Here is a 14,048-nt window from a genome sequence, read left to right on the forward strand (position 1 = left end):
GTCAGACCTTACTCAGGACCAAACCGCTGGTCGGAACCCCGGTCCCGGCGGTGACCACGGCCCGCTCCGCGCCGGCGACCTGATTGGCGGCCGTTCCGCGGAGCTGACGTACCGCCTCGGCGATGCCGTTCATCCCGTGGATGTACGCCTCGCCGAGCTGGCCGCCGTGCGGGTTCAGCGCTAGGGCCCCGTCGAGCTCGCCGGTCCCGGCCGCCAGGAACGACGGCGCCTCGCCCCGCCCGCAGAAGCCGAGCTCCTCGAGCTGCATGAGCACGTAGGGGGTGAAGTGGTCGTAGAGCACGGCCAGGTCCATGTCCGACGGTGCCATCCCCGCCTGCGCCCACAGCTGCCCGCCGACGACGCCCATCTCGGGCAGGCCGGTGAGCCCGTCGCGGTAGTAGCTGGTCATGACGTACTGGTCGGGTCCGCTGCCCTGTGCCGCGGCGGCGATCACCGCGGGAGTCTGCTTCAGGTCGCGGGCGCGTTCGGCGCTCGTGATCACTAGCGCCACACCGCCGTCCGACTCCTGGCAGCAGTCCAGCAGGTGCAGCGGCTCGGCGACGAACCGCGACGCCTGGTGCTCCTCCAGCGTGACCGGCTTGCCGAAGAACCAGGCCTTCGGGTTGGTCGCGGCCCGCGCCCGGTCGAGCACGGCGACCCGGCCGAAGTCCTCGCTGGTGGCGCCGAAGTCGTGCATGTAGCGGCGCGCCGCCATCGCGACCGTCGCCGCCGGGGTGGCGATCCCGGCGGGGTAGTGGAAGGCGTTGTCGATGCCGTTCGTGTTCACCTGCTGCGCGGCGGCGTTCGAGACCTGTCCGAAGCGGTGCCCGGACCTCTCGTTGAAGGCGCGGTAGGCCACCACCACGTCGGCGACGCCGGTCGCGACGGCCATCGCCGCCTGCTGCACGGTCGCAGCCGCGGCGCCGCCGCCGAAGTTGATGCGGCTGAAGAACTTCAGCTCGGGAATCCGCAGCTCGCGCGCCACGGCGATCTCGGAGTTGGTGTCCATCGTGAAGGTCACCAGGCCGTCGACGTCCTGCGGCGTGAGGCCGGCGTCGTCGAGCGCCGCCCGCACGCACTCCACCGCCAGGCGCAACTCGCTGCGGCCGGAGTCCTTGGAGAACTCGGTGGCGCCGATACCGGCGATCGCGGCCCTGCCGCTCAGCCCGCTCATGCCGGCAGCACCACGGTCGCGGTGCCCGAGATGTGGTCACCCAGGCTGTCCTTCGCGGTCACGGCGATGGTGACGGCGGCACCGTCGACCGCGGTGACCGCGCCCGAGAAGTGCAGTGTGTCGCCGGCGTAGCAGGGCGCGCCGAGCCGGATGGAGATGTTCCGCACGAAGGCCTCCGGGCCCGCCCAGTCGGTCACGTACTTCTGGACCAGGCCGTTGTCGGTGAGGATGTTGACGAAGATGTCCTTGCTACCGCGGGCGTGCGCCGCGTCGCGGTCGTGGTGCACGTCCTGGAAGTCGCGGGTCGCGATGGCCGTGGTCGCCACGAAGGTGGTGCTCGCGTGGATCGTCATGGGCGGCAGCGCGGTCCCGACGGTGACCGCGTCCGCGCGCAGGGTGGTGGGGTACGTCATCGTGCCTCCCAGGCGGGCAGGGTCAGGTCGTCGTCGACGCGCAGGAACACACTCCGCACGGGCATGCCGATCTCGACGGCGGCGGGATCCACGTCGATCAGCTCGCCGAGCACGCGCACGCCCTCGTCGAGCTCCACGAGCGCCACCACGAAGGGGAGGCGCTTGCCGGGGACCTTGGGGTGGTGGTGCACCACGAAGCTGAAGACGGTGCCGGTGCCGGGGGAGACCACGTAATCGGGGACGAGCCCCAGGTCGCCGCCCGGGTCCATCGGACCCGGCGGGTGGCGGAGCGTGTCGCCCCAGCGCTGGATCCGCAGCTCCCCGGCCTTGGCGCCCTCCCAGTAGAAGGCGGTGTCGCGCGAGATCACGGGCCGCAGTACGCCGCCCGCGTAGGCGGAGGCGTCCACGATCCGGCCGCTCGGCCCGGCATCGGGCACGGTGCCCTCCGACGGCGCGTCGGCCGACGGCGGGCGGAACTTCAGCATCCGGAAGGTCATCTCGGCGACGACCTCCTCGCCCACGCGCCACAGCGTCCGGGTGGTGAAGAACCAGCCCTCGCCGAGCCCGGTCTTCTTGGGGCCCACCACGTCCTCGAGCCGAGAAGAGGAGGTCATCACCTCGCCCGGCCGCACGTGCCGGTGGTACGTCTGGTCGGAATTGGTGGCGACGACGGAGGTGAAGCCGGCGTCGTCGAGTGCGGCGGACATCAGCCCCATCGGGTCGTCGTCGGCCCGCACCCCGTGCAGCCCGCGCATCGACCACACCTGCGCCATCGCGGGCGGCGCCACGGGCCCGCCGAACACCGACTGCTCCGCGAACGCGGGGTCCGAGTACAGCGGGTTGGCGTCGCCGATCGCCTCGGTCCAGTTGTTGATCATCGGCTGGTTCACGGGATCCCGGCCGGCGCGCGGCGCGGAATCGCCGAGCGCGCGAATGCGTTCCGCCGCGGCGAGCACGGCCGCGGTCGTGTCCGCCGTCGTGTCGGGCGCGGTCATCGCGGCACCCGCGGCAGCTGCAGGCCCATGAGGGCGATCAGTTCGCGCTGGATCTCGTTGACGCCGCCGCCGAAGGTGAGCACCAGGTGGCGCTTGGCCTGTACGTCGAGCCAGTGCAGCAGCTCGGCCGTGGCCGGCTCGGCCGGGTCGCCGTGCGTCCCGACGGTCTCCTCGAGCAGCGCGGTCAGGCCCTGGATCCGGTCGGAGCCGAAGACCTTGGTGGCGGAGGCGTCCGCCACGTCGACGGGGCCGCCGGCCTCCGCGGCCGCGACCTGCCAGTTGAGCAGCTCGTTGATGAGCTCCGCCGCCCGCACCCGGGCCAGCGCCTCCGCGACGTCGGGCACGCCCAACAGCTCCTGTTCGTGGGCCCAGGCGTCGACCCGGTCGTACAGCGCGCCGATCCGGCCCGACGGGCCCAGCATGACCCGCTCGTGGTTGAGCTGGGTGGTGATGAGCTTCCAGCCCTCGTTCTCCACCCCGACGAGCATGTCCACCGGGACGCGGACGTCGTTGTAATAGGTGGCGTTCACGTGGTGCGCGCCGTCGGCCGTGATGATCGGCGTCCAGCTGTAGCCCGGGTCCTTCGTGTCCAGGATGAGGATCGAGATGCCCTTGTGCTTGGGCGCATCCGGATCGGTGCGGACGGCCATCCACACGTAGTCGGCGTCGTGGCCGCCGGTGGTGAAGATCTTCTGCCCGTTGACCACGTAGTGGTCGCCGTCGCGGACCGCGGTGGTGCGCAGCGACGCGAGGTCGGTGCCCGCCTCCGGCTCGGTGTACCCGATCGCGAAATGCACCTCGCCCGAGAGGATCTTCGGCAGGAACCTCGCCTTCTGCTCCTCGGTGCCGAAGGCCTGCAGCGTCGGCCCGACGGTCTGCAGCGTCACCGAGGGCAGCTGCACGTCGGCGCGGGAGGCCTCGTTGACGAAGAGGTACTGCTCGATCGGCCCGAAGCCCTTGCCGCCGAACTCGGTGGGCCAGCCGACGCCCAGCCGGTCGTCGCGACCCATGCGCAGCACCACGTCCCGGAAGACGTCGCCGTGCCGCTGCACCAGCATCGCGGTGCGCTCCTCCGGCGTCATCAGAGTCGAGAAGTAGTCACGCAGCTCGGCCTGCAGGGCGCGCTGCGCGGTAGTGAGGGCGAGGAACCGGCCCGACTCGTCCGCGCTCGTCGCGTCGTCGCGGTGCGCGGTGGCCAGCGCTCGCACCGTCTGGGGGACGCCGCCCACGAACCGGGTGAGGTCCTTGATCGCCGAGTAGAACCGGTGCAGCGGGTACGTCGCGTCCACGCCGATGCCGCCGTGCAGGTGGTGGCAGGTCCGCACGGCCGACGGTGCCTCCGCGGCCAGCCAGTGCGCCGCGAGCGCGGTGGCCTCCTCGGCCGGCGAGCCCGTACCGATCCGCCAGGCGGCCGAGACCGCGGCGAGGTGCAGCGTGCGGGAGGCGATGTAGACGTCGGCGATCTGCTGCGCCACGGCCTGGAAGGCGCCCAGCGGGCGCCCGAACTGCTCGCGCTTGCGCAGGTGGTCGACGGTGAGCGCGAGGGCCCCGGCGAGCGCACCGTCGGCGACGGCGGCCGCGCCGGCCAGCCCGCACTCGCGCACGGCCTGCGCGACGGTCCCGTCGGTGGACCCGCCCAGCACCGCCTCGGCCGGCACCTCGACACCGGCGAGGTCGACGGTGCCCTCCGGCGTCCCGGCGGACGTGGGGCTGGGGGAGACGGTGACGCCGGGCGCGGACGCGGGCACCACGAAGACCGCGGCGCCGTCGTCGGTGGCGGCGCTGACCAGGAGGTGCGCGGCGTGCTGCGCATACCCGACGGCCACCTTCCGGCCGGTCAGCGCCCAGCCGCTCGCGGTGCGCACGGCGCGCGTGGACGGTGCCGACGGCACGGCGGCCCCGGCCTCGCCCAGCGCGCCCACGATCAGCTCGTCGCCGGTCAGGGCGGCGGGCAGGAGCCGCTCGCGCTGCTCGACGGTGCCGTGCGTCGCGACGGGCAGGATGCCTAGCGCGAGGGCGGGGAGCAGCGGGGCGGCGATCGCGAGCCGGCCGGCCTCGGTGAGCACGGCGGCCACCTCCTCGGCGCCGAGTCCGGCGCCGCCGAGGCTCTCGGGGGCGGGGAGGCCGAGGAGATCGGCCCGGGCGAGGTCCGCCCATGTCGCGCGCCAGGCGTCCCCGGTCTCGGCGCCTCCGCTCTCGCGCGCGGCGGCGTGCCCCAGCACGTCGGCCGCGAGGCCGGCGACGGCCACCTGGTTCTCGTCCGGACGGAAGTCCACGCGCACTCCTGATCTCGATACCGCGTACAAACGGTGAAACGTGTTCTATTTTTAGCAAGTGGAGTGAACGCTCGCAAGCAGTTCGACGAAAGGGTGACCCATGCGATTCACGTACGCCGAGGCGATGACGGATCCGTCGTACTACGTCCCGCTCGCGCAGGCGGCGGAGGAGGCCGGCTACCACAGCATGTGCGTCGCCGACAGCATCGCGTATCCCGAGGTCTCGGACTCGACGTACCCGTACACCCCCGACGGCAGCCGGGAGTTCCTCGACGGCAAGGAGTTCGTCGAGACCTTCGTGCTCGCCTCGGCACTCGCGGCGTCGACGAAGACCCTCCGCTTCACGCCCTTCGTCCTGAAGCTGCCGATCCGCCCGCCGGTGCTGGTCGCCAAGCAGGCAGCGTCGCTGGCCTCCCTCAGCGGCAACCGCTTCTCGCTCGGCGTGGGCATCAGCCCGTGGCCCGAGGACTTCGAGATCATGGGCGTGCCCTTCGAGCGCCGCGGTAAGCGCATGGACGAGTGCATCGAGATCATCAAGGGCCTCTCGACCGGTGAGTACTTCGAGTACCACGGCGAGTTCTTCGACATCCCGTCCATCAAGATCGCCCCCGTGCCCACGGAGCCGCTGCCCATCCTGGTCGGCGGCCACGCCGACGCTGCGCTGCGCCGCGCGGTGCGCCTCTGCGACGGCTGGATGCACGCCGGCGGCGACGGCGAGGAGCTCGACCGCATGCTCGCGCGGATCGACGAGCTGCGCGTCGAGCACGACAAGAAGGAGTTCGAGATCCATGTGATCTCCCTGGACGCCTACACCGTGGACGGCATCAAGCGGCTCGAGGACAAGGGCGTCACCGACGTGATCGTCGGCTTCCGGCTGCCCTACCAGCTGGGCCCGGATACCGAGCCGCTGCAGCCCAAGATCGACCACCTGCGCCGCTACGCCGATTCCGTCATCAGCAAGTTCTAGGAGGCCTCATGAAGGACGATCACCCCGCAGTGCTGGCCGGCCGCGCCTCCCAGTCCGCCGCGAGCGGCCACCGCAAGGAGGAGTGGCTCGACCTGTTCGCCGCCGACGGCGTGGTCGAGGACCCCGTCGGCCCCTCCGGCTTCGACCCGGAGGGTAAGGGGCACCACGGCCGCGAGGAGATCGCGGCCTTCTACGACAAGACCATCGGCGTCGCGGAGTCCTTGGAGTTCCTCTTCGACGACGGCTTCGCCTGCGGCAACGAGGTGGCCTTCACCGGCCTCATCCGCACCGTCATCGGCGGGCACGTCATCGACGCCGAGGGCGTCTTCACCTACAAGGTCGACGACGCGGGGAAGATCGTGGCGCTGCGCGCCTTCTGGGAGGTCGACCGCGCCATGGCCACCGCCCGCCCCGTCTGAACACCCGGTCGCCAGTCTGTGAATCCACGGCTCAGCTCGACAGGGGGCCGGATCTGGCCGTCTGTTCACCTCAGCCGTGGATTCACGGAGCAGGTCATCGCACGGGATGGAGCAGTCATGATGCCGGGCTGTCATCATCTCGCTGGTGGTGATCGTGATTCCGCCGCCGCGCATCGTCGAACTCCTGAACCCGGCGCTCTCGCTATCGCTTCCATCTCGTCATAACGTTGCAACGTTATGACGAGATGGAAACGATCGGTGGACTGCGTCGTGCGCATGGCTCGTCAACCACAACGCATTCCTGAGGTGGGTGCGCATCCGGCGGTTTCGCCTCGTCCGCAACCGCGGCCGGCACGCTCAGCGTGCGGTGAACACCGCGTCCGCGAGCACGGGGGCGGCGCGTTCCACCGACTCCGCGGTCACTAGGTGACGATCCCCGTCGTGCCAGATCCGCACGCGCAGCGTCTCGCCCGGCAGCATGATCCCGGCGAACTTCGCCGACCAGGAGCCCACCGCGGAGGCGTCGCCGTCCACCACCGCATCGGTCACGGCCTTGGCGACGATCCCGTACGTACACAGCCCGTGCAGGATCGGCGCGTCGAAGCCGGCGCCCTTCGCGAACGCGGGATCCGAGTGCAGCGGGTTGCGGTCGCCGCACAGCCGGTAGAGTAGGGCCTGCTGGGGCAGGGTCGGCACGTCGACGGTGACGTCGGCGTCCCGCTCGGGCAGCTCGACCCTCTCCGACGGCCCGCGTTCCCCGCCGAAACCGCCCTCGCCGCGGGCGAAGATCGACGACCGCGCGGTCCACAGCGGCTCTCCGGCCCCATCGACGACCTCGGTCTCCTGCCAGATGACCGCGGCCTTGCCCTTGTCGTGCACGTCGCTGATCCTGGTGCGGGCCACCGCGGTCCCGGAGGCGGGCAGCGGCCGGTGCGCGGTGACCGACTGGCTGCCGTGCACCACCTTGGCGAGGTCGATCTCGACGCCGGGGAACGAGACCTTCGGCGGCTCGGTGGTGTGGAAGTTCTGCGCCACGGTGGCGAAGGTCGGCAGCACGACGGTGTCCTGCTCCGTGGCGTAGCGCAGCTCGCGGGCCGAGAGCGGGTCCGCCCCCGCGCCGAGAGCCAGCTGGTAGAGCAGCACGTCGGAGGTGCTCCAGGAGAACTCGGCGGTGCCGAGCTCGGCACCGATCGCGACCGACGGGTCGATGGGCATGGATCTCCCTAGGCAGTAGGACGGTGACGGGCTATTCGTAGGTGATGTGCACGGACGGGGTGCGGCGCATCGACTGGCAGGCCAGGATGAGCCCGTCGTCGAGGTCCTCCTGGTCGAGCACCTCGTTGTGGGCCAGCTCGACCTCGCCCTCGACGATGCGGCAGGCGCAGGCGCTGCACGCGCCCTCGCGGCAGGAGTACGGCGCCTCGAGGCCGGCCTCGAGCATCACGTCCAGCAGCTTCTTCTCGGCGGGCCACGCGAGCTCGGTGGTCGTCCCGTCCAGCTCGACGGTGACGGTGCCCCCGTCGTCCGCGGGCGCCGGTGCGTCGTCGACCGGCAGATCCTCCGCCTCGGCGATCGCGGCCTTCTCCTCCGCCTCCTCCTGCGCGGCTTCCACCTCGAAGGGGTTGCGCGGCAGGGAGCGGAACTTCTCGATGTGCACCTCGCGGCGGCCCTTGCCGAGCGAGGTCATGGCCTCGGAGACGGCGTCCATGAACGGCCCGGGGCCGCACACGAAGACCTCGCGGGAGGCGTAGGGAGCGGCGAGCGCCGCGAGGTTCGCGGCGCTGGGCAGGCCCTGCACGGACTCCAGCCAGTGGACCACGACGAGGCGGTCGGGGTACGTGCGCGTCAGTTCGGCGAGCGCGGAGGCGAAGATCACCGACTGCGCATCGCGGTTCGCGTAGATCAGCGTCACGGAACCGGTGCCGGTCTCCAGCACCGACCGCAGGATCGACAGGATGGGCGTGACGCCGCTGCCGCCCGCGAAGAGCAGCATGTCCACGTCGACGGACTTCGGCGTGAAGATGCCCGCGGGCACCAGAACGTCGACCTCCATACCGGGGGTGGCGTTGTCGCACAGCCAGTTCGAGGCATAACCCTCCGCGGTGCGCTTGACGGCCACCCGCAGGGGGCCGCCGTCGTGGGGCGCGCTGCACAGGGAGTAGCAGCGCGCCACCGAGCCGGTCTCGTCGCTCGGCACGCGCAGCGTGAGGAACTGGCCCGGCTTGTAGGTGAACTGATCCGCCAGCTCGGCGGGCACCTCGAACTCGATGGAGTGCGCGTCGTGCGTCTCCGAGACCACCTTGGCGACGAGTAGTCGGTGGATGCTCACTTCTTCGTCACTCTCCTAGTCGGTGTCCGGCGGAGCGACGTCCGTCGGCACGGGTACCTCGCCGAGTTTCGCGGCGCGCGTGATCGATTCCATCAGGCGCGGGCAGGTGGCCCGCAGGGCGGACCCGGCACCGTCGGTGGCGAAGACCGTGCACTCGCGCGCGGAACCGCACCACTGGATCGACGTGTGTTCCCGGCTGTTCTTGCGGACCTGCACCGCGACGCCGCAGGTGCCGCAGTTCAGCGGGGTGAAACCGTCGGTGAGGAAGCCCTCCCGATCGGACACCGTCGACGGCAGCACGACCGGCTCGCCGAACATCGTCACCGTGGGGGACATGGGATCAGGCCCCTGCCCCGGATGCGTCCGCGGCGGCCTTCTCGGACTCCTGGCGCGCGATGTTCTGCGCGACCTCGGCCTCCCACGCCTCGACGGCGTGGGTGGTGTCGATCTCGAACTCGAAGCGCTGGGTCATGTCCTCGGAGACCTCGGCGGCGTCGACGTAGAACTGCTCGTACCACCGGCGCAGCTGGTAGACGGGGCCGTCCTCCTCGCACAGGAGCGGGTTGTCGATGCGGGTCTTGTTCTTCCAGATCTCCACGTCCTGCAGGAAGCCCAGACCCACGTTCTTGGCGAACTTGCCGGCCAGGTAGTCGGACTTCTCGTCGTCGAAACCGGGCAGCTTCTTGACCTTCACGCCGTACATCAGCTTGAACGAGTGCTGATCGATCGGGTAGTGGCAGTTGATCAAGATGTTCTCGATCTGGAAGCCCTTGTAGTCGTTGTGCAGGTAGTTGATCATGTACGACGGCCCGAAGTAGTGCGCCTCGGACTTGAGCAGCACGTCGTCGCCGCCGGAGAGCCCGATGTCGGTGACGTCGTTGCGGCCCTTGGTATCCAGGTACTGCGAGGCGATGTGCCCGTCGAAGACGTTCTTGAAGTACGTGGGCAGGCCGTAGTGGATGTAGAAGAAGTGCGGCATGTCGACCACGTTGTCGACGATCTCGCGGCAGTTGCTGCCCTCGATGATGATCTCGTTCCACACCCAGTTCGACCACTCGGGACCGTCGACGTCACCGTCGATCTTCGGAATGTCCAGTTCCGCAGGCGGCTTGGAGTTCTCCACGTCGTGCCAGATGAACAGCTGGTCGTTCTCGACCATGGTGGGCCACGTGCGGGTGCGGGCCCGCAGCGGCACGCGCTTGGCGTACGGGATGGCCTTGCACTTGCCGTCGCCGCCCCAGCGCCAGTCGTGGAACGGGCAGGCGATCTCGTTGCCCTTGACGGTGCCCTGCGTCAGGTCGCCGCCCATGTGCCGGCAATAGCCGTCGAGGACGTTGATCTTGCCGTCCTCGCCGGCGAAGACCACGAGCTTGGTGCCGAAGGCCTCGACGGAGTGGGGCTTCCCGTCGGCGAAGTCCTTCAGCAGGCCGACGCAGTGCCAGCCGCGGGCGTAGCGGGTGGGTGCCGTGCCGCTGTCGATGAGGCGGGCTGTCGCCTCGGTCTCAGTACTCATGCGATCTCCTCTTCCGCGCGGACGGGGGCTGCCGCCGCGGGGATCGATTCCTTACCCGCCATGTCCTCGACTGCGAGGTAGGCGAAGACCATGGCGGGGCCGATGGTGGCGCCGGGGCCCGCGTAGGTGTGGCCCATGACGGGCGAGCTGGTGTTGCCGGAGGCGTACAGACCGTCGATGACGGTGCCGTCGGCGCGCTGGACCCGGCCCGCGACGTCGGTGCGCAGGCCGCCCTTCGTGCCGAGATCGCCGGGGACCATACGTGCAGCGTAGAACGGCCCGGTGGTCAATTCGGCGAGACTGGGGTTCGGCTTGTTCCGGGGGTCGCCGTAGTAGTGGTCGTAGGCGCTCTCGCCGCGGTGGAAGTCCTCGTCGCGCCCGGCGCGGGCGAAGCCGTTGAACTTGTCGACGGTGGCGGTCAGCGCCTCCGCCGGGACGTCCATCTTCTCGGCCAGTTCGGCCAGGCTGTTCGCGCGGACCATGTTGCCGGACTCGTACCAGCGCTTGGGGAGCGGCTGACGCGGGGGCTGGCCGGCGAACATGTAGCGGTTGCGGTAGCGCTGGTCGAAGACCAGCCAGCACGGCACGTTCTCGCCCGGGCCCTCGCCCTGGCCGTACCGGCCGCCGTACATCGCGTGCACGGCCTCCACGTAGGGCGCGGACTCGTTGACGAAGCGCTCGCCCGCGGTGTTCACCATGACGCTGCCCGGCAGCGAGCGCTCGGACAGGGCGAACCAGGCCATCTTCGGCAGCTGGATGGAGGGGCCCCACCAGGCGTCGTCCATGAACTCGAGGGCGCCGCCCACGGCCGCGCCCGCGCGGATCGCGTCGCCGGTGTTGGCGGGGACGCCGTTGGTCCACTCGGTGCCGATGGGGGCGCGCTGGTACTGCGCGCGCATCTCCGCGCTGGACTCGAAGCCGCCGGCGGCCAGGATCACGCCGCGCCGGGCGGTGAGGTGCACCTGCGTGCCGTCGCGGTCGACGGTGACGCCGGTGACCCGGCCGTCCTCCTCGGTGAGCCCGACGAGGGAGGTGTTCAGCCACAGCGGCACGTTCGCGCGCTGCAGGCCGACGCGCAGCGCGGCGATCAGTGCCTGGCCGCGGCCGAGCAGGTGCTTGCCGCGAACCCGGGCACCGTAGTAGCGACCGGCCACCCGGAGCGCGCGCAGCGGCCCCTTGGGGTGGCGCATGATCAGGTTGAGCCACTTGAAGTCGGCCTGCGTGACCACCAGGTTCATGGGGGCCTTGGTGTAGTCGGGCTCGAGGTTCTTCAGCTCGTCGCCGAGCTGCTTGCCGTCGAAGGGTTTCGGCTCGCAGGAGCGGCCGTGCGCCCGGCCGCCCGGCGCCTCCGGGTAGTAGTCGGAGTAGCCCGGCACCCAGGTGAGCTCCAGCGGGCTCATGCGGTGCACCATCGAGATGACCTCGGGGCCGCGGTCGACGTAGGTGTCGATCCGCTCGGCCGGCACCACGTCGCCGATGATGGAGTGCAGGTACTTGCGCGCCTCATCGGGGGTGTCCTTGATCCCCGCCTTCACCAGCGACTCGTTGCCGGGTACCCAGACGCCGCCGCCGGAGCGGGCGGTGGACCCGCCGTAGTGCGCCGCCTTCTCCACGACCAGCACGCTGAGCCCGCTGTCCGCCGCCTTGAGCGCGGCGGTCATGCCCGCTGCGCCGCTACCCACCACGATCACGTCGTATTCGGTGGTCTCCGCCGTCATCGACTCTCCTCGCTGATGAAACAAGTTCTCTAGCCTCACCTGCGCCGATGGGCAGCAGGTACGCGCTACAACTGCAGCATAGACTAGAACACGTTTCACTCGCCAGGGTTCAGCGGTGATCGGCCCGCGGCGCCACGCGGGCGCCGCCGCCGAGGAGGTCGATCGTCAGGCGATCAGCAGGGGATGGTGATCCGCTCGTAGGTCCCGGCACTGGGACGGAAGACCCACTTGGGCTGGGGCGTGCACCGCGGCGTCGGGGCCGGAGTGGTGACCCGCGGCGCGGTCCGCACGGGCGCGGGCGCGGTGGTGACCGGCTCGGGCGGCGCGACGGTCGTCGGCGGAGGAGTGGGGCTCGGCGCCGACGGCGCGGTCGTGCTCGGGAGCGCCGGGCTCGACGGTGCCGTGGACGACGGGGAGGCGCTCGGCGCGATCTCGGTCGACCGGAGCGAACCCGACGGTGCCACGACGGGCCGCGGGTCGGTCGACGGGCCGCTGCACATGCTCACGCTGACGGCGATCGCCGCGACGCAGAGCGCCGTCGCGGCCGCGATCGCGAGCACCCGGCCGGTGAAGCCGCCGAGGCGTGCGGAGCCCGAGGTATTCACCCGGTGGGTCATCCCGCGCACCCGTTCCGGTCGATCGCGGGCGCGGCGGACGCTGTCGCAGTCATCGCACCATCTTCGCAGCCCGCGGCTTGTTTCGGGAGAGCCGGCACCAGTGCGAGTGTGGTTGGCGCACAGCGAATTCGATCCCGTGTCCGTGGTCCGCGAACGCGGATCGCCGAATTCGTTCGCGATCGCGACAACGTCCAGGTCGAAGGGCAACAGGAGACGCGGGTTACTGCAAAGCGAACAGCTATCCGGTTGCGGCGGCGATGCCCGCGCGACGACCGAAGAAGCTCCCGTCGCCGAGGCTCGTCCCGCTGGCGTACCCGCCCGCGCACACCCCCGACGTGCACCGCCCGGCCGCGAACAGGCCGGGGATCGGCGCACCGTCGACGTGCAGCACCCGCGCCTCCACGTCCGTGCGCAACCCGCCCAGGGTGAATCCGGCGGTGAAGCCGCGCATGTCCCAGGCGGCAACGGGGCCGGCGAGCGGCCGCACCCACTGCTCCTTCTTGTGCAGCAGGGGATCGGTGCCGTTCTCCGCGTGCCGGTTGTACGTGTCGACGGTGCCGGTCAGCGCACCGTCGGGGAGGCCCATGTCGGACTCGAGCTCCGCGACCGTCTCGGCGGCCCAGGTCGGCGGCTGCCGGAAGTAGGGCGTCGAGGTCTCGGTGGCGAGCGCCTCCTCGTGCGCGTCCATGTCCATGACCAGGTACGCCGCGTTGTCCTGCTGGATCAGCACGGCCTGGCCGATCCGCCCGCCGTAGGTGTCCTCGGCGATGAACCGCTGGCCGCGGCCGTTGACGAGGATCCCGCGGGCCATCATCTGGGGGTCGCCGAAGAAGGCGACCTCGGTCGCATCCATGTGGGCCAGCGCGGCGCCCGCGGCCTGCGCCATGAGGATCCCGGCCCCGTCGTGCTCCTCGATCGCCGCGGCCGGGCGCCCGATCAGCCGCGGCGCGTAGGTCTCGATCATCTCCGCGTTGTAGGCGAAGCTGCCGGTGGCGAGGACGACGCCCCGTCGGGCCCGCACGTGCAGGTCCGTGCCGAACCGGCGGGCGACGAGGCCCTCGACCCGGCCGTCCGGGCCCGTCACCAGTGCCCGCGCGCGGACGTCGTACTCGGCGCGCACCCCGAGCGCCTCCGCGGTCTCGACCAGCGGTTTCATCAGCATGTAGCCCGCCCCGCGCACGCCCGTCCGCTTGTCCGCCATCTGCGGGACGTGCCCGCGGGGCGCGGGCGCCGCGATCGTGCTGAAGGGCGCGGCGTTCTCCCCGCCGGAGAAGCCGAGCCCCTCGTCGTGCGGCACCTCCCAGCCCGGCTCGCCCCAGAACTCCTCCTTGAAGACCACGCCGCAGCCGGTCAGCCAGTCGTAGTGCTCGGTGCTGCCGTGGGCGTAGGCGTGGATCTTCGTCCCGTCGACGCCGGGCCCGAGCGCGGCGGTCAGGAAGGTCTCCATGTTCTCGGCGCTGTCCTCGAAGCCGAGCGCGCGCTGCAGCGGGGTGCCGCCGCCGAGATAGATCCACCCGCCGGACAGGGCGGCCGCCCCGCCCCAACCGCCGGTGCGGTCGAGGACGAGGACGTCGGCGCCGGCGCGGGCCGCCTCGATCGCGGCGCAGACGCCCGCGATGCCGTACCC

At 71.0% G+C, this 14,048-nt stretch carries 13 protein-coding genes; 2 read left to right on the forward strand and 11 right to left on the reverse strand.

Features of this window, described 5'->3' with window-relative positions; all coding sequences use genetic code 11:
• Position 1: 1 nt before the first annotated feature.
• From LB823_RS16045 to LB823_RS16060, 4 genes are read right to left on the reverse strand one after another with little or no spacing between them, the layout of a single operon-like run.
• The gene (locus LB823_RS16045; protein WP_224648521.1) at positions 2 to 1,174 is read right to left on the reverse strand and encodes a lipid-transfer protein; all 1,173 of its coding nucleotides are present in this window, start codon (positions 1,172 to 1,174) and stop codon (positions 2 to 4) included.
• Positions 1,171 to 1,587 (reverse strand): MaoC family dehydratase, encoded by a 417-nt coding sequence (locus LB823_RS16050; protein ID WP_304941285.1) that lies wholly within the window; start codon positions 1,585 to 1,587, stop codon positions 1,171 to 1,173. Before LB823_RS16050 ends, LB823_RS16045 begins: the two co-directional genes overlap by 4 nt.
• Complete coding sequence (locus tag LB823_RS16055) at positions 1,584 to 2,582, reverse strand: bifunctional MaoC family dehydratase N-terminal/OB-fold nucleic acid binding domain-containing protein (RefSeq protein WP_224648523.1); 999 nt, start codon at positions 2,580 to 2,582, stop codon at positions 1,584 to 1,586. The genes LB823_RS16050 and LB823_RS16055 overlap by 4 nt, the downstream gene beginning before the upstream one ends.
• A complete protein-coding gene (locus LB823_RS16060) occupies positions 2,579 to 4,858 on the reverse strand; it encodes an acyl-CoA dehydrogenase (RefSeq protein ID WP_224648525.1) in 2,280 nt (759 codons plus the stop codon). The genes LB823_RS16055 and LB823_RS16060 overlap by 4 nt, the downstream gene beginning before the upstream one ends.
• A 100-nt stretch (positions 4,859 to 4,958) precedes the next feature.
• Here LB823_RS16060 and LB823_RS16065 point away from each other — a divergent pair, with 100 nt between their 5' ends.
• Both LB823_RS16065 and LB823_RS16070 read left to right on the forward strand, forming a co-directional pair.
• Positions 4,959 to 5,825, forward strand: a complete 867-nt coding sequence (locus LB823_RS16065) for a TIGR03619 family F420-dependent LLM class oxidoreductase (protein ID WP_224648535.1) — start codon at positions 4,959 to 4,961, stop codon at positions 5,823 to 5,825.
• An 8-nt stretch (positions 5,826 to 5,833) separates the two neighbouring features.
• Positions 5,834 to 6,244 carry a nuclear transport factor 2 family protein gene (locus tag LB823_RS16070; protein WP_224648537.1) on the forward strand — a complete coding sequence of 137 codons (411 nt, stop codon included), beginning with the start codon at positions 5,834 to 5,836 and terminating at the stop codon, positions 6,242 to 6,244.
• 357 nt (positions 6,245 to 6,601) lie between these two features.
• Here the strand turns inward: LB823_RS16070 and LB823_RS16075 are convergent, their stop codons facing one another.
• The 7 genes from LB823_RS16075 to LB823_RS16105 form a co-directional block, all read right to left on the reverse strand.
• A complete protein-coding gene (locus tag LB823_RS16075) occupies positions 6,602 to 7,459 on the reverse strand; it encodes a MaoC/PaaZ C-terminal domain-containing protein (RefSeq protein ID WP_224648539.1) in 858 nt (285 codons plus the stop codon).
• 31 nt (positions 7,460 to 7,490) lie between these two features.
• Entirely contained in the window at positions 7,491 to 8,573 is a 1,083-nt protein-coding gene (locus LB823_RS16080) for a ferredoxin--NADP reductase (RefSeq protein ID WP_224648541.1), read from the reverse strand.
• 15 nt (positions 8,574 to 8,588) lie between these two features.
• On the reverse strand, positions 8,589 to 8,909 hold the full coding sequence (locus tag LB823_RS16085; protein WP_224648543.1) for a hypothetical protein: 321 nt from the start codon (positions 8,907 to 8,909) through the stop codon (positions 8,589 to 8,591).
• A 4-nt stretch (positions 8,910 to 8,913) separates the two neighbouring features.
• Positions 8,914 to 10,086: a Rieske 2Fe-2S domain-containing protein gene (locus LB823_RS16090; RefSeq protein ID WP_224648545.1), complete on the reverse strand. Its 1,173-nt coding sequence runs from the start codon at positions 10,084 to 10,086 to the stop codon at positions 8,914 to 8,916.
• The gene (gene kstD / locus LB823_RS16095) at positions 10,083 to 11,804 is read right to left on the reverse strand and encodes a 3-oxosteroid 1-dehydrogenase (protein ID WP_224648548.1); all 1,722 of its coding nucleotides are present in this window, start codon (positions 11,802 to 11,804) and stop codon (positions 10,083 to 10,085) included. The genes LB823_RS16090 and kstD overlap by 4 nt, the downstream gene beginning before the upstream one ends.
• 173 nt (positions 11,805 to 11,977) lie before the next feature.
• Positions 11,978 to 12,421: a hypothetical protein gene (locus LB823_RS16100; protein ID WP_224648550.1), complete on the reverse strand. Its 444-nt coding sequence runs from the start codon at positions 12,419 to 12,421 to the stop codon at positions 11,978 to 11,980.
• Positions 12,422 to 12,659: 238 nt separating this feature from the next.
• On the reverse strand, positions 12,660 to 14,048 hold a 1,389-nt coding region (locus tag LB823_RS16105; RefSeq protein WP_224648552.1), incomplete at its 5' end, for an FAD-dependent oxidoreductase.

Source organism: Tsukamurella sp. M9C, from assembly GCF_020169415.1.
In the GTDB taxonomy this organism is placed as follows: Bacteria; Actinomycetota; Actinomycetes; order Mycobacteriales; family Mycobacteriaceae; genus Tsukamurella.